At 42.6% G+C, this 19,892-nt stretch carries 12 protein-coding genes; 10 read left to right on the forward strand and 2 right to left on the reverse strand.

All coding sequences use genetic code 11. From position 1 onward, the window contains the following. Window positions 1-9 precede the first annotated feature (9 nt). The 5 genes from GXP67_RS20955 (at window position 10) to GXP67_RS20975 (ending at window position 7,391) form a co-directional block, all read left to right on the forward strand. Window positions 10-1,842 carry a toxin-antitoxin system YwqK family antitoxin gene (locus GXP67_RS20955; protein ID WP_162444934.1) on the forward strand — a complete coding sequence of 611 codons (1,833 nt, stop codon included), beginning with the start codon at window positions 10-12 and terminating at the stop codon, window positions 1,840-1,842. Window positions 1,843-2,012: 170 nt separating this feature from the next. Further along, window positions 2,013-3,596: an NAD(P)/FAD-dependent oxidoreductase gene (locus GXP67_RS20960; protein WP_162444935.1), complete on the forward strand. Its 1,584-nt coding sequence runs from the start codon at window positions 2,013-2,015 to the stop codon at window positions 3,594-3,596. 201 nt (window positions 3,597-3,797) lie between these two features. Continuing rightward, window positions 3,798-4,859, forward strand: coding sequence for a sensor histidine kinase (locus GXP67_RS20965; RefSeq protein WP_162444936.1), 1,062 nt, complete (start codon window positions 3,798-3,800; stop codon window positions 4,857-4,859). Window positions 4,860-5,251: 392 nt separating this feature from the next. Then, window positions 5,252-5,968 (forward strand): LytR/AlgR family response regulator transcription factor, encoded by a 717-nt coding sequence (locus GXP67_RS20970; protein WP_162444937.1) that lies wholly within the window; start codon window positions 5,252-5,254, stop codon window positions 5,966-5,968. Between the two features lie 97 nt (window positions 5,969-6,065). Further along, window positions 6,066-7,391 carry an acyltransferase family protein gene (locus tag GXP67_RS20975; protein ID WP_162444938.1) on the forward strand — a complete coding sequence of 442 codons (1,326 nt, stop codon included), beginning with the start codon at window positions 6,066-6,068 and terminating at the stop codon, window positions 7,389-7,391. A 32-nt stretch (window positions 7,392-7,423) separates the two neighbouring features. On the opposite strand, the gene GXP67_RS20980 is transcribed toward GXP67_RS20975, so the two are convergent. Both GXP67_RS20980 and GXP67_RS20985 read right to left on the reverse strand, forming a co-directional pair. Continuing rightward, window positions 7,424-7,798: a DoxX family protein gene (locus GXP67_RS20980; protein WP_162444939.1), complete on the reverse strand. Its 375-nt coding sequence runs from the start codon at window positions 7,796-7,798 to the stop codon at window positions 7,424-7,426. A 68-nt stretch (window positions 7,799-7,866) separates the two neighbouring features. Continuing rightward, window positions 7,867-8,448 (reverse strand): Crp/Fnr family transcriptional regulator, encoded by a 582-nt coding sequence (locus tag GXP67_RS20985; RefSeq protein WP_162444940.1) that lies wholly within the window; start codon window positions 8,446-8,448, stop codon window positions 7,867-7,869. A gap of 545 nt (window positions 8,449-8,993) precedes the next feature. Here GXP67_RS20985 and GXP67_RS20990 point away from each other — a divergent pair. From GXP67_RS20990 to GXP67_RS21010, 5 genes are all read left to right on the forward strand, one after another. Beyond that, window positions 8,994-9,332 carry a PadR family transcriptional regulator gene (locus tag GXP67_RS20990; protein WP_162444941.1) on the forward strand — a complete coding sequence of 113 codons (339 nt, stop codon included), beginning with the start codon at window positions 8,994-8,996 and terminating at the stop codon, window positions 9,330-9,332. Continuing rightward, window positions 9,329-11,956: an ABC transporter permease gene (locus GXP67_RS20995; RefSeq protein WP_162444942.1), complete on the forward strand. Its 2,628-nt coding sequence runs from the start codon at window positions 9,329-9,331 to the stop codon at window positions 11,954-11,956. The genes GXP67_RS20990 and GXP67_RS20995 overlap by 4 nt, the downstream gene beginning before the upstream one ends. Beyond that, window positions 11,949-14,573, forward strand: coding sequence for an ABC transporter permease (locus tag GXP67_RS21000; protein WP_232064519.1), 2,625 nt, complete (start codon window positions 11,949-11,951; stop codon window positions 14,571-14,573). Before GXP67_RS20995 ends, GXP67_RS21000 begins: the two co-directional genes overlap by 8 nt. Next, a complete protein-coding gene (locus tag GXP67_RS21005) occupies window positions 14,566-17,196 on the forward strand; it encodes an ABC transporter permease (RefSeq protein WP_162444943.1) in 2,631 nt (876 codons plus the stop codon). The genes GXP67_RS21000 and GXP67_RS21005 overlap by 8 nt, the downstream gene beginning before the upstream one ends. Before the next feature lie 62 nt (window positions 17,197-17,258). Beyond that, complete coding sequence (locus tag GXP67_RS21010; protein ID WP_232064520.1) at window positions 17,259-19,874, forward strand: ABC transporter permease; 2,616 nt, start codon at window positions 17,259-17,261, stop codon at window positions 19,872-19,874. Window positions 19,875-19,892: the final 18 nt, after the last annotated feature.

Below are 19,892 nucleotides of genomic sequence, written 5' to 3' on the forward strand. Positions count from 1 at the left end.
CTACCGGCGATGTATAAACTATTAACCCTCTTCTTGTGTCTCTCTGTTCACCTGGCAATTGCTCAAATTCGCCAGGTAGAGACTTTTTATGATGCCGAGAATAAAGTTCGCAAAGAAAAATATGCCATCCGCCAGTCCAAACCTCCTGTCATTGAAGGAAACTATATCAGTTATTACGCCAATGGCAATACCAAAGCCAAAGGACAGTATTCAGAGAACTTACCTTCCGGCACCTGGGAATATTTTTACGAGAACGGCCGCATGAAAATGACCGGCAACATGGCGGGAAACCTGCGTACAGGATTATGGAAGTTCTATTTTGAAAACGGTAATCCGCAAATGGAAGGCGAACTGAAAGAAGGCAGCCGGAATGGGTTATGGAAATTTTATTACGAAAATGGAAAAGTAAAAAGTGAAGGCTGGTTTGAGAATAATCTAAAAGCCGGTTTGTGGACCTATTATTATGAAGATGGCAAACCCAAAGCGATTGCTGGTTTTAACGAGAACAGAGGCATATACAAAGAATATTATACCTCCGGTAAACTCAAAATGGAGGGTTTGCTCATAGATGAACGCAGTGACAGCACCTGGCGCTATTATTATGAGGAAGGCACATTAAAGGCAACTGGTCCGGAAAAAGATGGAATAAAAACAGGTTTCTGGCATTTTTATCATCCCAATGGTACCCTGATGAGTGAGGGTAATTACCAGAACGGACATACAGAAGGCACATGGAAATACTATGACGAGCAAGGCAAACTTAGTGCTACAGGCAACGAATGGGCCGGAGAAAAAGAAGGTACCTGGAAATTATTCTATCCGTCCGGAGCCGTCAAAGGCGATGCTGAATTTACCAAAGGCGAAGGACCATACAAAGAGTATTATGAGAATGGGAAATTGAAAGCAGAGGGATATATTAAAAACGGCAAAAATCACGGTTCCTGGAAATACTATGCACTGGAAGATAGTACACTGGAAGGTACCGCTGAATTTGTGATGGGAGAAGGTGTGTATAAAGGCTATTATAAAGATGGAAAGCTGAAAATGCAGGGAGCGCTGACGGACGAAAAAAGGACTGGTGTATGGACTTTGTACAAGCCGGATGGAGCAATAGCCGGTTATTACCAGGCGTTTTATGATAGCACTACCTTCGAGTTTAAACCTATAGAACCCCCGGTAAATGCTTCTACCAATGAACCCCCATCCCCTGATTTGCCGTATGAAAAGCCCCCTATCCGCCTCAAAAAGCCAAAAAGCCGGTATTTCAAACCAGTAGTTAACGAACACAAAACGTTTATTCTGAGCACCAATCCGCTGGCACTGGCCACAGGCAGTTTTCCGGTTTCCCTGGAATATTATTTCCGGGAGCGTCTGGGCTATGAACTCAAATACACCGTTTACCGCAATCCTTTTTTCAAAGCCAATTCTTCTATCGATCTCAATACCGTTTTTCGGGGAGGTTTTTCCCTGGACCTGCGACAAAAGTTCTACCAGCCGGAGGGCTCATTGGGTATGTTGTATTTTGCCCACGAAGCCAGATTCTCTTATATTGATCATCAGGCAAATATTTTAGAATACAGAAATAGTGTAGCTGTGGGCAGAACTTTACATGCGCCGGAAACATTATATGAATATAGCCTGCTGTTCGGAAACCGCTGGATGCACCGCTCGACGCACCGGGGATTTACCATAGATATTTTTGGCGGTGTAGGGATTGGGTATCGCAACTACCGGCAAAAATGGGAAGCCAATCCGGATTTTGATGAAATTTTTGAGGATGTCAGGAAAAGAAAACTAACGGTTCCGGTCCGGCTGGGTATCAGCATTGGCTATGCGTTTTAATAATTGCCTGGAACCTGGATTACACAGATTTTAAGATTTACAGGATTATGAATTACTTAATTCTTTAACTTAACAATTCAGACCATCTGTAAATCTGTAATTTTGTAATTATACTGTCGTCTGTGGACCATTGACCATATAAACTTTAAGGATAACTCCCTTACAAACACATGAAGAAAACAATAGAACTGGCGCTTCCACCGGAAGTGGCTTTCAACGACCAATTATTCGAACAACACCTGCTTCAAACATTACGGCTCCGCCCGGAAGACAAGCCTTTCATCCGCAAACTCAAACGTTCCATCGATGCCAGAGGCAGACAGATCAAAGTAAATTTGGCGGCTGAAGTATATGTGGGTGAACCTGCCCCTCCCTTGTTGGCCTACCGCAAAGATTTTCCGAATGTAAGCAAGGCACCTCAGGCAATTGTAGTGGGTGGTGGACCAGCTGGCATGTTTGCTGCCTTGCGGTTAATAGAACTGGGCATTAAACCACTCATACTTGAACGGGGCAAAGATGTACGTTCCCGACGCCGGGATTTAGCTGCTATTACCAAACACCACACGGTCAATCCGGAATCTAATTATTGTTTTGGGGAAGGAGGTGCCGGAACTTATTCGGATGGAAAATTATATACCCGTTCCAAAAAAAGGGGAGATGTCCGCCGTATTCTGGAGATACTGGTTGCGCATGGCGCTACCGAAGATATATTGGTAGATGCCCATCCGCATATTGGCACCAATAAACTGCCTCTGATTGTAACAGCTCAACGGGAAAGTATACTCGCTGCAGGCGGAGAATTCCATTTCGACACTAGAGTAACAGACCTATATATCAAAGGCAACCAGCTCAAAGGTGTATACACGCAGAACGGTGATCTGATAGAAGGAATTGGGGTGATTCTGGCAACCGGACATTCCGCCAGGGATATTTTTGAATTGCTATATAAGCGGAATGTATATATTGAAGCCAAGCCATTTGCTATGGGTGTACGCATCGAACATCCACAGCCATTAATCGACAGTATTCAATATCATACGGCTAACCGGAGTGATTATTTGCCTGCTTCTTCCTATGCCTTGGTTGCCCAGGTAAAACACAATGGCATTGAAAAAGGTATCTTTTCTTTCTGTATGTGTCCTGGGGGATATATTGTGCCGTCGGCAACTGCCCCTGGCGAAGTAGTGGTAAATGGCATGTCGCCTTCCCGCAGGGATTCTAAATATGCCAATTCTGGGATTGTAGTTGCTGTTGATGCCGACGATATGCTGCCCTATGAAAAATATGGGCCACTGGCTGGCCTGCAAATGCAGAAAGAACTCGAACAACGGGCTTGCCTAATAGCCGGAGGTACCCAGACTGCGCCTGCCCAGCTTCTGACAGATTTTATCCGCAATAAAGTTTCCAGAGAATTGCTGCCTACTTCCTATCAGCCCGGATTACAATCGGTACAAATGAGCGAAGTATTGCCCGAAAATATCAGCTACCGGCTGAAAGAAGGCTTCAAACAATTTGGCCAGAAAATGAAAGGCTACCTCACCGACCAGGCACAGATCGTAGGGGTAGAAAGCCGCACTTCCTCCCCAGTACGTATTCCCAGAGACAAAGAAAGCCTGGAACATGTACAACTCAAACGCTTATTTCCTTGCGGAGAGGGTGCCGGATATGCCGGTGGTATTGTGTCGGCGGCTATGGATGGCGAACGTTGTGCCGAAAAGCTGGCAGATATGTATAACGAAAAGAGGATTTTATAGCTATAGACTCCCACACAAGTTTAAAAGGCCAGTAACATTCTATTTCATTGACCGCAGTAATAAAACTTATTTTCCAGATCCCTAAAAGCAGATTTACTATTTCTGAACGGCGTTAGTACCGGCAATATGGGTGTTGGTGTAGTATTTTTTTATTTTGTGCCAGCATCGATTTACTTTGTATCCATAGAATCTTTGCTCCTAATGGATATTTTCTCTGCCATCGCTGTATTTATTAAAAGGGAATGGAAACGTCTGCTGATCATTCCCTTGCTGTATACGCCGGTGTACATCCTTTTTATGTTTTTGAGCTATATGCAGGGAATGGCCTATATGGAACCCATTTATGGAAAACCCAACGAATGGTTTCCCAGAGGGGTGCAAAACGTAATTGAGATCACCATTATCTACTATGTGCTGATTTTCCATATTATGCTGCCTTATCTGCGGACTAAAAAGGTGAGGCGGTTTTTTGTGCAGCTTACAGGGTTTTTGTTGCTGGTATTTGCCTATGAATACTTTTACAATTTTGTGCTGATTTCGCCTACGGTACGGGCAGGTACGCCTCTCTCCACTTTTCTGGTATGGCACATTGGCGTAGATATACTAATCCTGTGTATTTCGGCGGCAGCGGCGCCACTTATTGAATGGAGTGCCAAAAGCAAACGGCAGGAAATACTGGAAAAACAGAAGCTGGATGCAGAATTAGCAGCCATCAAATATCAGATCAATCCGCATTTTCTTTTCAATTCTCTGAGTTTTATTTACAGCAGAACCATTACCCTGGATGAGGAAGTAGCCCATGCGGTACTCTTATTATCTGATATTATGCGCTATGCACTCAATAGAGACGAAGATGTACAAGGTAAAGTTGATTTACTCAGGGAAGTGACCCATATGAAAAATGTCATTGAAATTAACCAGCTGCGCTACGACCATTCTCTGCATATTAACTATCAGGAAAATCTAACGCATACCCATACCCGGATTCCTCCTCTGGTGCTGATCACGCTGGTAGAAAATGCCTTTAAACATGGTGACCTGAGCGATCCGGAAAATCCGCTGGTGATACAGATGGAAACCGACGCTACCCGGCTTCGCTTTTACAGCTGCAATAAAAAGAAAAAAGGAAACAAAGAGCTTTCCAATGGTATTGGGCTCAGCAATATACGGCAGCGCCTGGAACTGGTGTATGGCATAAAACATAGTTTTGAAATCAAGGAAGATGATAAGTATTATATGACAAACCTGGTTATCAATCTGTAACTTATGGTAGTATTGAGTAGTGAGTACTAATACTCTAACCCAGCTGTTTTTTGAATAGATTATCAGATAGGTAAAATAAAAACAAAACTCCATGCGCGGGAGCCCGAAAAAACAGCGGGCAATGTGTAGGCATTGAGCGGGGAAGCATTGTTTTTTCTTGAACTTTCTTTGCTTACTTTCTTTGTGTCAAGACAAAGAAAGTAAGGACGGCGTAAGAAGAAAACAAACAACTGCTTCAAAATAAGTTAAATGATTGACAATGAACGATTAAAAATATCTGGATAGAGTAAACTACTAATTATAAAAATGTATATATCTGCTCTATAGTATATTCGATTGATGGTCAACTATTAATAATTACCCATTTTTAATTATAATTATAAACCCAGCTTATGATCTCTTGTATGATCATTGATGACGAACAGCATGCGATAGATTTGCTCAAGCATCACATCAGTCAGACACCTTTTCTGGAATTGCTCGAAACCAGTACAAGTCCGGTAAAAGCTTTGCCGGTTATTCATGAGAAAAAGCCGGATCTGATCTTTCTGGATGTGCAGATGCCTGAAATGTCGGGCATAGAGTTTATGCAATTGCTCAACGGGCAATGCAAAGTAATTCTTACCACGGCTTACAGCCAGTATGCCCTCGAAGGTTTTGATCATCAGGTAGTAGATTATTTGCTGAAACCCATTTCTTTTTCGCGTTTTATTAAAGGCGCCCAGCGGGCTTTATCGCTGATAAAACCTGGCGTGGCAGAAGACAATGATTATATCCTGGTGAAAACCGAGCAGAAAGGCAAATTACTCAAGATCAACATTCAGGACGTAGTATATATTGAAGGACTGAAAAATTATGTGAGTTTTTATACCAGGCACGGAGAACGTATTATTGCTTTGCTTAATATTAAAGACTTAGCCGAACGCCTGCCTGCCGACCGGTTTGTACGCACCCATAAATCGTTTATTCTGGCCATCCCCTACATTATTTTGATCGAAGGGAATATGGTAGGCTTGCAGTTTACCAATAGCCGTATTCCAATCGGAGATACTTACCGGGAAGCATTTATCACGCAAATGAAAGGAAAAATAGTAACTAACAAGAACTAAGCAACCATTCTTAATTTATTGAATCTGTTTTTACTGGCTAACCTTATTGCCAGCCAGGAACCTCTTTGTCTTTTTCGCACCCCTAAATGTATATGGTATGTTTAAAATAGCTGATTCTCCCATACTTTCTCCTGCCTTTGCGCAAGAAGGACGTTTGTTTTCCCTAGATGCTGCCAGGGCATTTGCTTTACTGATTGGCATAGTATTTCATGGTCTAAGTTCCCTGGTTTCGTTTCTGCCTCCTATTGTATGGGCAGTAAAAGATACCCAGAGTAGTGTTCCGGTAGATGTTTTTTACTATGTGGCGCATGTATTCCGGATGCAGGCTTTTTTTATGCTGTCCGGATTTTTTGCACACATGCTCTACCATCGCAAGGGTGCACAAGGCTTTTTAATGCATAGAATCAAGCGCATTGGTGTGCCGCTGCTTGTATTCTGGCCCTTTATGATGGTGGCAACCCAACTGTTATGGACCTGGGGATATAAGCAAATGGGTTATTTAGCCATGAATCCGGATACGGCAAAACTGGGATATTGGGAAATTATAGGTGGTAATTTTAAATCGTTTGCCTGGTTAAACTACGGATTTCCGCTCACACACCTGTGGTTTTTGTATATGTTGCTTTGGTTTTGTGCCGCCCTATGGCTATTACGTCCGGTTTTTGTAAAATTTATCGATAAGCAAGGTAAACTCCGGGCAATTGCCGACAGATGTATGGCTTTTCTTATTGGAAGATGGTGGGGCAGCCTGGTTATTGGATTAATAGCCGTGCCTGCTATGTGGGGCATGAAAAATGGCTTTGGTGTAGATACGCCAGACCATTCATTGTTGCCGCAATGGGCGCCGTTTATAGTATATGGTTTGTATTTTACGTTTGGATGGTTTTTACACAGGCAACCAGTGCTGCTTGAATCAATTAAAAAATACTGGAAAGTAAATGCCGTGTTAAGTCTTGTTTTTATTGTCTTAGTTGCTTTCTCATTTTTTTCGGTAGTCTATCAGGTAGTTGCTCAAGGGAATGCTCCCCAGCCTCCGGTAGATCCTGCAACCATGCAACTCATGAGTATGATCTATAACAGTTTATATGGGCTAGCTTCCATCACTGGCATGTTTGCTTTCACTGGGGTAATGCTTGCTTTCTTTTCACGGAATAATTCAGTAATCCGCTATCTATCTGATGCTTCCTACTGGATGTACCTGATCCATTTACCGGTGGTAGTGTTATTTCAGATTCTGGTAGCTCCATATGCCTGGCACTGGTCAATAAAAGTGGTGGCTATTTTGCTGCCGAGCCTGCTAATATTATTAGTCAGTTATCATATTTTGGTACGTTATACTTTTATAGGCAAACTGCTGAACGGACGAAAGTATACCAGAAAAGAGGAAACTAAAGTCAATATAGCTGCGGAAGTGGCTAGGTAGTTTGACTTGACTGTCCAGGTTAACAATTTTCTTCAGGCATGCAATTGTGAAAATCGCAAGTAGGCTACCCAAATACTCATGCAACATACAAATACATTAAAGATGGCAGCTGGAAATTCCTTTCTTTTCATATGAATGGGAGCGGCAAATACCATAATCAGTGAAAAACCAAGGGCAGCAAGTGGCGTAAGAAGCGGTAAAATGTGGGTAGCCCAGGGAACAATAATTCCCAGGGCTCCCAAAATTTCGGTAATTCCAATAAAACGAATGAGTGGATACGATAAGCCATCTACGCCAGTCTGGCCAATACTAACTAATCTTTCACGCGCCTGGGTTGATTTCATCAGGCCGGAATAAGAGAATAATAGGGCCAGAAATAGCTGGCATACCCATAGCATAATATTCATAACTTTTTTTACCAAAGTTTGAAATATCATTCCTGGTTTCCTTTGACATTTATCAAAAAGTATGATCTTCAAATCTGCTTTTTACTGGGAAAACCTGCCCGGATGCGGCTTAATGTTTCTCCGGTAATTCCCAGATACGAAGCAATCATCCCCAGAGGAACACGTTGTATAATAGTCGGACTGGTTTCTATCAGGTGTTTGTAGCGCTCATGGGCTGTAGCAAAATGGAGTTCATCGAAGCGTTGTTGCATTTGCACCAGTCCATGCGAAGTAACCAGGCGGCCAAAGCGCTCAATTTCATGGTGATTTTTATATAACTGTTCTATGTCCTGGTAGTGTATAGCCCACAACAGCGAATCTTCCAGCAGTTCAATTATCCGCCTGTCGGGTTTACGGGTGATAAAACTCACAATGGAACAGGCGAAGGTATTCTCTGTACTGATCCAGTCGGTCACATCTTTGTCCTCTTTCAAGTAATACGTTCTGGAAAGCCCTTTTTCGATGAAGTAGATGTAATGACATACAGTACCAGCTCTTACCAGCACATGTCCTTTTGGTAGTTCCATCCGTTGTAATATGGCAGATAACGCCTGTTTGCTTTCCGCAGAAAGAGGTAGGAACTGATTAACGGTTTCAAAAAATGCCTGCATGGGCTTAAGTTAACACATAGAAATCTAATCTAATCTGTAATCCGCTTTATCAGAATCAGAACTTATTTTTGGGTATCGGGTAAAGACTAATTGTTTGAATAGTAAGGCCGTCTTTACTTTTATTTTGCTTGCCCAAAATAAAAGTAACAAAACAAAAGGGCAAAATGAAAAACGCTTCAACGCTCTTAGCCTGCGCTCACCCCGCTTTTCATTTGTCCCCTCGCGCATTGAATTTTTGTTTGATTTATTATTGAGCTGATCTACTTCTACGATGATACAATCATCATGTTTACAGATTCGAAAGCCAGACATTAATGATACAGAAAAGTACCAAGCATATTAGGCCTATAGTCAGTTCTATCATCCCCACCAAAAATGTATCTCATCCGGACAGTTATTGCACCAGAATGTTCAGTTGTAATACAACCTATCTGATTATAATATAATGTAATTATCTGTTATTTAATATATTATATAATTGGCTGAATATTTGTTATGCAAAGGTGAAAGATATAAGTTATTTGCCTTTATTAAAGAAACCTACCATGAAAGGAACCCAACTTGGAGAGTTTGAAGAGATTGTTTTGCTCACCATTGCTGCCTTGTACGATGATGCCTACAGTGTAGCTGTACTGGAAGAAATAGAACGCCGGATGGAAAGGCCCATGAGCATAGGAGCTATTCACCGGACCATGCAGCGGCTGGAAGAAAAAGGCCTGGTAAAGTCAAGGTTTGGGGAAGCAACTACAGAAAGAGGAGGGAGGCGTAAACGCCTTTTCACAGTAACACCAGCCGGAGAAAGATCGCTATTTGAAGCCAAAACACTCCGCAATGATCTATGGGCCGCTATTCCGAAAGGAGCTTTCAAAACAAGTTTGTCATGAAACCAGTCAACACTCCTCAACCGCCTCGCTGGGCAGAACGATTTCTGGAATGGATAGCAGCGGATCACTTACTGGAAGAAGTACAGGGCGATTTACAGGAATTGTTTGAAAAACGCCTGCAATACGATAGCCTGCGAAAAGCCAGGTGGCTCTATGTACTGGATCTGCTCAAACTAATTCATCCCAGGTTATGGCGAAAAAAATCCTCTACTACATCTCTCAATCCTTTTGATATGCTTAGTACTTATATAAAAATTGCTTTCCGGCACCTTGTTAAAAATATTGGATATAGCTTTCTTAATATGGGTGGTCTGGCCGTAGGTCTTACGATGGCCATGCTGATCGGTTTATGGATTTGGGATGAACTGTCGTTTAATAAAAATTACGCTAACTATACGCAGATTGCCAGGGTACTGGAAAACCAGACATATAATGGAGAAACCGGTACTTCCTGGGCAGCCGTTCCTCCGGTAGGTAATGCCTTACGTAGCCAGTATGGCCACGATTTTAAACATGTGCTCATGGCATCTCATCCGCAACGGATTATTCTTTCGGCTGGGGAGAAAAAGTTAATTAAAAGCGGCTACTATTTTGAACCTGGCGTGGCAGATATGCTAAGCCTGAACATGCTTTCTGGCACACAGAAGGGTTTACAAGAACCTCATTCCATTTTACTTTCCCAGTCACTGGCAAAAGCCTTTTTTGGAGGTGCTGATCCGGTGGGTAAGGTGTTGGAAATGGATAATAACCAGGCTGTAAAAGTAACGGGTGTGTATGAAGACATTCCGCAGAATGCCGATTTCAGGGATATGTTGTTTATTGCTCCCTGGAGCCTGTATATCAGCAGTAATGCCTGGATTCAACAAGATGCCTGGTGGCAAAATGGTTTTCAAGCATATGTGCAGCTGGCAGATCATACTGATATGGCTAGCATTTCAGCCAAAATACGGGATCTTAAAAAGAAGGCTGTAACAGGAGAAGAAGCCCAAGCGAAACCGGAATTATTTCTTTTTCCTATGGCCAAGTGGCATTTGTATGCAGACTTTGAGAATGGGATCAGTACCGGCGGACGTATTCAGTTTGTGTGGCTCTATGGGATGATCGGAATGTTCGTGATTCTGTTGGCCTGCATTAATTTTATCAATTTAACCACAGCCAGAGCCTCCATACGGGCCAAAGAAGTAGGTATCCGAAAGGCAATTGGCTCCTACCGCAGTCAGCTAATTGGGCAGTTCTTAAGTGAATCGATGGTAGGCGTAATGTTTGCCTTTATAGGATCGTTACTACTCGTACAACTGCTTTTGCCCTTGTTCAATGAAGTGGCTGATAAGCAGCTTTCCATGCCCTGGACTCATCCGGGATTCTGGCTGATTGGTATTGGGTTTAGTATGTTCACTGGCTTGCTGGCTGGCTCTTACCCCGCGTTTTATTTATCAGCATTTAAACCTGTGAAAGCCCTCAAAGGTACGTTTCAGCCAGGCCGTTTTGCGGCAACCCCCCGCAAGATTCTGGTAGTGGTACAGTTTACGGTTTCAATTATACTTATTATTGGCACCCTGGTTGTATTCCGCCAGGTAAGGTTTGCAAAAGACCGTCCAGTGGGTTATGACCGGAATGGCTTAGTGATGATTGAAACGCCTACCAATGAAATTCATAGTCATATCGATGCCCTGCGGGATGAATTAAAAAAAGCAGGCGTAATCGCAGAACTGTCAGAATCGCTCAATCCGATGACTGGGATGAGTTTTAGTGCCAGCGGCTACGACTGGGGAGGTAATAGTTCTGATCCGGAATTAAGTTTTGGAACTGTATACATTGACCATACATTTGGCAAAACCGTTGGCTGGCAATTCAAGGATGGCCGGGATTTTTCCAGAGAACTGGCTACCGATTCCACAGGCATTGTATTGAATGAAAGTGCCGTCAGGCAGATGGGCTTACAGGATCCGGTAGATAAAACGATCCGGCAAACCGCTTATGGCAACACAGAAGTATTTCATGTATTGGGGGTGATCAAAGATATGCTGATGGAATCTCCTTACGAACCTGTCAGACCTACGATCTATAAGATTAATCCGGGAAAAGGAAATTTAGCCAATATTCGGATACATCCTCATTTAAGTCCTTCGGAAGCACTTGGTAAAATCGAAGCAGTTTTTAAAAAATACAGCCCATCCGCACCCTTTTCATACACATTTATTGACGAGGCGTATGCCATAAAATTCAGTGAGGAAGAACGGGTAGGTAAACTCGCTACGCTGTTTGCTTGCCTGGCAATTTTTATCAGCTGCTTAGGACTATTTGGACTCGCCTTATTTACTGCCCAGCAGCGCACCAAAGAAATTGGTGTACGCAAAGTATTAGGGGCTTCGGTAATAGATGTATGGTTGTTGCTTTCCAAAGATTTTGTCCGGCTGGTTTTGTTTGCGTTGCTCATTGCCATCCCTTTAAGCTATCTGCTGATGAACCGCTGGCTGGAGAACTATACCTATCGTTCAGGTATTGGCCCCTGGATATTTGTTCTTTCCGGTACAGGCGCCTTGTTGCTTGCTGTAGGTACGGTGAGTTACCAGGCCATTAAAGCCGCTTTAAACAATCCGGTAAAATCCCTGCGAAATGAATAAGGCCAATAAAAATGCATCGCCATCGCCTCCTCGCTGGGCAGAACAGTTTCTGGAATGGATAGCCGCTGATCATTTAGTGGAAGAAGTGCAGGGCGATTTACAAGAACTGTTTGAAAAACGCCTGCAAAGCATGAGTCTGCGAAAAGCCAGGTGGTTGTATGTATTGGATTTATTGAAACTGATTCATCCCAGACTCTGGCGAAAAAAAGCGCCTCTTTATCAATCCCTAAATCCTATTGATATGTTTCAACACATTCTCCTGCTCACTTTTCGCTCCTTTAGGCGTTTTAAAAACTCTTTTTTTATCAATTTAATTGGCCTTTCTACCGGACTTACCTCTGTGTTGCTGATTTATTTGTGGGTGTTTGACGAACTGTCAATGGATAAATTTCATGAGAACGACAGCCGCTTATACCAAGTGATGATCAATGTTCAGGAAGATTCCACACAGATCCGCACTTTTGAAACCAATTCACATCTGCTAGCACCTGCCTTAGTTAAAGAACTGCCAGAGATAGAATATGTCACTCCGGTAGGATGGTCTACACAGGGAATTGTTTCCGTTCAGGAGAAGCAAATGAGAGCCAAGGGCAGGCATGCCGGAGAAGATTACTTCCATATATTTTCTTTCAGGCTGCTGGAAGGAAATAAACAGACTGTGCTAACCAGTAAAGAATCAATCGCTATTTCTCATGAACTGGCACATAAACTATTTGGCACCACAGAAAACCTGATTGGAAAAGCCATTACCTGGGATCAGGAGCCATATGAAGGTACCTATCTGATTTCTGGGATTTTTGAGAAACTACCTGGTAATTCATCTGAGCGGTTTGATTTTTTACTCACCAATAAATTATTTCTGGAAAAAACCACCATGGATGTAAGCTGGCACAGCAATCCTGTACAGGTTTATCTGACATTGAAAAAAGAGACAGATGTAAAAGCGTTTGGCGCAAAACTAAAGCGATTCTATCAGTCCAAACTTGAACCATCGGGCGGAAACAACTCATCCGGGCCAATTGCCCATATGTTTATAAGAAAGTACTCAGATAAATATTTATATGGAACCTACGAAAATGGCATACAGGCCGGCGGAAGAATCAATTATGTGATACTGTTCTCCATCATTGGCTTGTTCCTTCTGCTGATTGCCTCCATTAATTTTATGAATTTATCTACTGCCAAGGCATCCAGAAGAGCAAAAGAAATAGGCATTAAGAAAGCCATTGGTGCCGGGCGGAACAGTTTAATTTGTCAATATCTGTCAGAATCTCTGATATTGGCCTTTCTGGCCTCGTTTCTATCGGTGGTGTTTGTTTTTCTGCTGCTGCCACAATTCAACTTTATTACCGGTAAAGAACTACAGTTACAACTGGACCCTATCCTGATATCAGGAGCCATACTCATTACATTGATCACTGGGTTAATTTCTGGCAGTTATCCAGCTTTATATCTCTCAGGATTTAGGCCGGTAGAAGTATTAAAAGGTAAACTGCCCACTTCGTTAGGAGAGCTTTGGGTGCGCAAAGGGCTGGTTGTATTCCAGTTTAGCCTATCTACTTTATTTATTATGGCAATTGTGGTAATTTTTAAACAGGTAGATTATGTACAATCCAGAAACCTGGGATATAACAAAGATAATGTTCTTTCTTTTGAGGCAGAAGGAACGATGAACAAGAATCTGGAGTCGTTTCTTGCCCAGGTAAAAGCTATTCCAGGGGTAGTAAATACTTCCCATATGAATTACAGCGTAGGCAGCCCCACCGGCACTGGTGGTATGCAATGGGAAGGAAAAACCGAAAGTATTGAATTCAGCAATCTGGAAGTTGGCTATGGGCTCATAGAATTACTGGGTATCCCACTCAAAGAAGGCCGCAGCTTTTCCAGGGATTATGGCACTGAAGATGCCAAAATGATTTTGAATGAAATAGCTGTGCAACGCATGGGCCTTACTGATCCGGTAGGCAAACGGGTAAAATTATGGGGTAAGGAATATGAGATTGTTGGCGTAACCCAAAATTTTCATTTTGAATCCCTGTATGAAGAAGTAAAACCTTGTTTTTTCCGGCTTAACCCCAGCAGCAAAAAGCTGGTAGTGAAAATTGCCTCCGGCCGGGAGAAGCAAACCATTGAAAGGCTGGAAAAACTCTATAAAAGCTACAATCCGGGTATTCCCTTTTATTTTACTTTTCTGGATGAGGAATACCAGGCTTTATATACAGCGGAGCAAAAAGTATCCACCTTGTTTACGTGTTTTGCAGGAATAGCCATTGTTATCTCTTGCCTGGGCTTGTTTGGTTTAGCCGCTTTCACCGCCGAAAGAAGGCGAAAAGAGATCGGTATCCGGAAAGTACTGGGTGCCAGTGAAGCAGGTATTGTCAGCCTGTTATCAAGAGAATTTATTCAAATGGTTAGTATGGCTATACTCATCGCTTTGCCCATTAGCTACCTGATTGCTAAGTATTGGTTAGAGAAGTTTGCCTTTAGAATCGCAGTAGAATGGTGGTTTTTTGCAGGTGCCGGTGGATTAGCTTTGTTAATTGCCACTGTAACGGTAGCCACCCAAACATTTAAAGCTGCCAGAATCAATCCGGTACATACCCTTAGAGATGAATAAGTCTAGTAAAAACCCATCGCCATCTCCTCCCCGTTGGGCAGAGCAGTTTCTGGAATGGATTGCCGCTGATCATTTACTGGAAGAAGTGCAGGGCGATTTGCAGGAACTGTTTGAAAAACGCCTGCAATACGATAGCCTGCGAAAAGCCAGGTGGCTCTATGTACTGGATCTGCTCAAACTGATTCATCCCAGATTATGGCGAAAAAAATCTTCTCCTGATTCACCTTTAACACCTTTTATAATGTTCCGACATAATTTGGTTATTGCTTTTAGAAATCTGCAACGCCGCAAAGCGTATATGCTGATTAATGTGCTGGGATTAACGTTAGGCATTGCCTGTGCTATCCAGATATTTACTCTGGTTAAATACCATTTGAGCTTTGATGCTTTCCATACAAAAGCCGACCGGATTTACCGCATTACTACAGAGTTTCATAATGATAAAATCAGTTATAACCCTGGTGTTCCATCGCCCTTGGGAGACGCCTTTCGTAATGATTATACCCTGGCAGAAAAAGTAGCCCTGGTTGCCAGTTTTCCTGACCGGCTTGTATCCATTCCTGCTTCCAGGGATGTTAACAAATTTGAAGAGAATATTGCTTTCGCAGAACCAGCCTATTTTGATATACTGGATTTCCCTTTACTACAAGGTGATAAAAATACTGTCTTAGCCCAACCCAACACCGCTATTATTACCCAGAGGCTGGCTGCCAAATATTTTGGTGAAAAAGATCCCGTTGGCCAGACAATCCGCATAGACAACAAGCTTGATTTTATTATTACAGGCATTCTCCAGAATTTACCTCCTACTACAGACCGCAGGCAGGAAATATATTTATCCTTTCATAATCTGAAAGACCATTCACCCTGGATCATTGAAAAGGATTGGTGGTGGAGTGCGAGTAAATCTTTGCAATGTTTTATTCTGCTCAAACCCGGAATTGCCCCAGCCCAAGTAAACCAGGCACTGGTGAACTTATCTAACAAGTACTACGATGCGAATGCAGCCAAGTTATTTCAGTTCCGGGCTCAATCCCTGTCGGATATACACTTCAACGCTGACCTGGATGGACATATGAATAAAAGCAACCTGTGGGCATTATCGCTTATCGGCTTTTTTCTGATCATTACTACTTGTGTGAATTTTATCAATCTGGCTACAGCCCAGGCACTCAGCCGTTCAAAAGAAATAGGTGTCAGGAAAGTGTTGGGCAGTATGCGCAGGCAACTGTACTGGCAGTTTATGGCAGAAACGGCTCTCATTGTGATGCTGGCTATGGGAATGGCATTGATTATTGCCTTTATCAGCTTTCCTTATATTAATCAGCTTTTTGATATCCAACTCAGCATCAGCCTCTTCTCCGATGTGTATCTTCTGGCATTCTTATGTGCACTCCTGCTGGTAGTCATTTTCTTTTCAGGCTCTTATCCTGGTTTGGTACTGGCTGGGTTTCAGCCGGTATTGGCATTGAAAGGCAAGCTAACCCAGCGGCACATCGGAGGATTTTCGCTCAGAAAAGGCTTAGTGATTACGCAATTTGCTATTTCGCAGCTACTCATCATCGGTACAATTGTTATTGCCAGCCAGATGCGTTACGCCCAGCAGGCAGATATGGGTTTTGACAAAGAAACCATCGTGATGTTACCAGTACCTGACAACGAAAAATCAAAAATAAGCACACTTGGTTCGATGCTTTCGCAAATTACCGGGGTAGAAAAAATGACGTTTTGTAATGCAGCACCAGCATCCGAACTGCTTCCTTCTACCAGTATACAATTTGATTCGCGTACAGAAAGTGAAAAATTCTCTATATACCTCAAAGCAGGTGACGATCAATATACCTCTACGTTCGGATTACAAATCGTAGCAGGGCATAACCTGAATCCTTCAGATACTATCCGTGAATACCTGCTCAACGAAACCGCTTTACAAAAACTGGGTATAGCTTCTACGCAGGATGCGGTTGGCAAAACGGCCATTATTAACGGGTACAAAGGCACGGTTGTAGGCATAGTAAAGGATTTTCATAACCGGTCTTTCCATGCGGCAATTGATCCCATTTATATCACTACCCTAAGTAATAATTATGGAAGCTGTGCCGTAAAGGTAAATATGGCCAACCTGAAACCTACCCTGACTGCCATTGAAAAAGCATGGGGTCAGGTTTATGCAGATCATATTTATACCTATACTTTTCTGGATGAGAAAATTGCCCGTTTCTATGCCCTGGATAATATGATGTTGCGGCTGATTCAACTCTTTGCTGGCATAGCCATTATTATCGGCTGCCTGGGTTTATACGGAATGGTATCGTTTATGGCGGCTCAGAAAACCAAAGAAGTAGGCATACGGAAAGTATTGGGTGCCAGTGTGGGTAGTATTCTGTGGCTATTTGGTAAAGAATTTATCCGTCTCTTGCTCATTTCTTTTGTAGTAGCGGCACCAGTAGCCTGGTGGGTAATGAATAACTGGCTCGAAAACTTTACCTACCGGGTAGAAATTGGATGGAATGTTTTTGTGCTAGCCGTTTTCGTAACCATGGGAGTAGCCATACTGGCGGTAGGATATAAGTCTGTGAGGGCTGCCTTGATGAACCCAACCAGGAGTTTGCGGTCGGAGTGATACTGAGGATTCTATATGTGGCGTAAGTTCAATAATTATTCAGACTTTGATTACCTGTAGCTATGCACGAAACTAAATTACCTCAACCACCCCGCTGGGCAGAACGGTTTCTGGAAGGGATAGCCGCCGATCATTTGCTGGAAGAAGTACAAGGTGATTTACAGGAATTGTTTCAAAGACGGCTGCAAAAGTTTAGTATCAGAAAGGCCAGATTCTTCTATGTATTGGACCTGATTAAATTAATTCACCCCAGACTCTGGAGAAACAAACCTTCTCCTTATCCATCACTCAATCCCATTGATATGTTTCAGCATTATTTATTACTCAGTTACCGGAATTTTGCCCGTTTCAAAAGTTCCTTCTTTATTAATCTCATTGGCCTTTCCACAGGCCTTGCCTGTACCTTACTTATATACCTATGGGTAAGGGATGAACTCCAAATGGATACATTTTATGAGAAAGACGAGCAGTTATACCAGGTATTAGAAAACCGGGAAAGTGCTACTGGCCTGCTCACGTTCTGGACTACCTCTGGCCCAACAGCCACTTCCCTGGCAGAAGATATGCCCGAAGTGCAATATGCAGCCACCGTCTTAGGCGGTAGGGAAAGGTATGTAGAGGCTACTTTCTCCGTGGGAGAGAAGAACATCAAAACGAAAGGAGGCTATGCCAGCAAAGATTATTTCCAGGTGTTTTCTCACCAGTTCCTGAGTGGTAACCCCAGCACAGTGCTGGCTGATAAAAATGGCATTGTGCTTTCTGAAACGCTGGCAAAAAATCTATTCGGAACTACAGAAAATGTGGTTGGTAAAAGTGTTGAGTTCGATCATGACAAAGTATTTCAGGTATCTGGAGTATATAAAGAATTGCCTCCCAACTCTTCGCAGCATATGGAATTTATATTATCCTTTGAAAAATTCGTGGAAGAAAATGACTGGGCATATGCCTGGGGCAATACGGCTCCGTTTACGTATGTGCTGCTCAAACCAGGAACAGATATAGGGGCTTTCAACCGGAAAATTGCCGGCTATGTAAAAACAAAAACGGAAAATGAAATTACCCACCGCACCATGTTTATAAAGCGGTTCTCCGAAAACTATCTGTATGGCAAGTATGAAAATGGGGTACTGGTAGGCGGCCGGATAGAATATGTAAAACTCTTCTCCATTATTGCGCTATTTATTTTGGTGATTGCCTGTATCAACTTTATGAACCTGTCTACGGCCAAAGCCAGCAGAAGGCTCAAAGAAGTAGGCGTGAGAAAAACCATTGGTGCCAATCGCCTGTCACTGGTGTATCAGTATTTGGGCGAATCCTTGCTGATGGCTTTTCTGTCAATGCTTGCATCAGTCATTTTAGTAGTTCTTTTTCTGCCTACGTTTAATGAAATCACCGGAAAAGAGCTAAGTCTTTCACTCGATCCAGTGCTTATTACCAGTGTGCTCGCTTTAACGGTATTCACTGGCATAGTGGCCGGCAGTTACCCTGCCTTATATTTATCTGGTTTCCATCCCATTGCTATGTTGAAAGGAAAACTTCCTACTTCGGTTGGCGAGTTATGGATACGCAAAGGACTGGTGGTATTCCAGTTTTCTCTTTCTATTATTTTAATTGTTGCAGTACTGGTGGTGTACAAGCAGATAGAATTTGTGCAAAACCAGAATCTGGGATACAAAAAGGAAAATTTAATTTATATCAACAAAGAAGGAAAACTGTTGGATAAAAGCACCCAGGAAACCTTTATAGAAGAGGTAAAAAATCTGCCAGGCATAGTAAATGCTTCTACCCTTGGACATAGTCTTACGGGCCACAATGGAGGTACTTATGGCATACAATGGGAAGGGAAAGATCCCAATGATAAAACTGAGTTTGAAAGCGTTTCTGTGAACTATGGCACCATTGAAACCCTGGGTGTGGATATGCAGGAAGGCCGTTCATTTTCCAGAGAATACGGGGCAGATAGTGCAAAAATTATTTTTAATGAAGCGGCTATCAAATTCATGAATATGAAAGATCCCATTGGTAAAGTAATTAAACTCTGGGGAAATGATATGCAGATCATTGGCATCGTAAAAGATTTTCATTTTGAATCATTGCACGAAAAAGTAAAACCACTATTTTTCAGGGTAGCGCCAAGAAATACCCGTTTTATTATTGCCAGGATAAGTGCCGGTAAGGAAAAAGAAGCCATAGATCACTTACAGAAATTGTATACTAGCTATAATCCGGGCTTTACCTTTGAGTACAAATTTTTAGACCAGAATTTCCAGGCTTTGTACGAAGCAGAACAACGGGTTTCCAGCTTATCCAGGTATTTTGCCGCCCTTGCCATTCTTATTTCTTGTCTGGGTTTATTTGGCCTGACTGCTTTTACGGCTGAAAGAAGACGAAAAGAGATTGGCATCCGGAAAGTGTTAGGTTCCAGTCAATGGGGTATTGTGTATTTGCTCTCCAAGGAGTTTACTAAAATGGTAGTTATGTCTATCCTGATTGCCTTACCCATGAGTTATCTGCTGCTGTCGAACTGGCTGGATAATTTTGCTTTCAAGATTGATCTGGAAGCATGGTATTTTTTGAGTGCTGGCATAGTAGCTTTATTAATTGCCTGGCTAACCGTGGGCACCCAAGCCGTGAAAGCAGCCAGAATCAATCCTATTCAAACCCTCAAGGAAGAATGAAAATCAATCACTAGCAAG

This window comes from Rhodocytophaga rosea (assembly GCF_010119975.1).
GTDB classification, from domain to species: Bacteria; Bacteroidota; Bacteroidia; order Cytophagales; family 172606-1; genus Rhodocytophaga; species Rhodocytophaga rosea.

Coding starts and splice junctions, on each gene's coding strand:
- GXP67_RS20995 (WP_162444942.1), top strand. CDS start 9,329: ATGAAACCAGTCAACACTCCTCAACCGCCTCGCTGGGCAGAACGATTT.
- GXP67_RS20980 (WP_162444939.1), bottom strand. CDS start 7,798: ATGAATATTATGCTATGGGTATGCCAGCTATTTCTGGCCCTATTATTC.
- GXP67_RS20955 (WP_162444934.1), top strand. CDS start 10: ATGTATAAACTATTAACCCTCTTCTTGTGTCTCTCTGTTCACCTGGCA.
- GXP67_RS20970 (WP_162444937.1), top strand. CDS start 5,252: ATGATCTCTTGTATGATCATTGATGACGAACAGCATGCGATAGATTTG.
- GXP67_RS20965 (WP_162444936.1), top strand. CDS start 3,798: ATGGATATTTTCTCTGCCATCGCTGTATTTATTAAAAGGGAATGGAAA.
- GXP67_RS21000 (WP_232064519.1), top strand. CDS start 11,949: ATGAATAAGGCCAATAAAAATGCATCGCCATCGCCTCCTCGCTGGGCA.
- GXP67_RS20975 (WP_162444938.1), top strand. CDS start 6,066: ATGTTTAAAATAGCTGATTCTCCCATACTTTCTCCTGCCTTTGCGCAA.
- GXP67_RS20985 (WP_162444940.1), bottom strand. CDS start 8,448: ATGCAGGCATTTTTTGAAACCGTTAATCAGTTCCTACCTCTTTCTGCG.
- GXP67_RS20990 (WP_162444941.1), top strand. CDS start 8,994: ATGAAAGGAACCCAACTTGGAGAGTTTGAAGAGATTGTTTTGCTCACC.
- GXP67_RS20960 (WP_162444935.1), top strand. CDS start 2,013: ATGAAGAAAACAATAGAACTGGCGCTTCCACCGGAAGTGGCTTTCAAC.
- GXP67_RS21005 (WP_162444943.1), top strand. CDS start 14,566: ATGAATAAGTCTAGTAAAAACCCATCGCCATCTCCTCCCCGTTGGGCA.
- GXP67_RS21010 (WP_232064520.1), top strand. CDS start 17,259: ATGCACGAAACTAAATTACCTCAACCACCCCGCTGGGCAGAACGGTTT.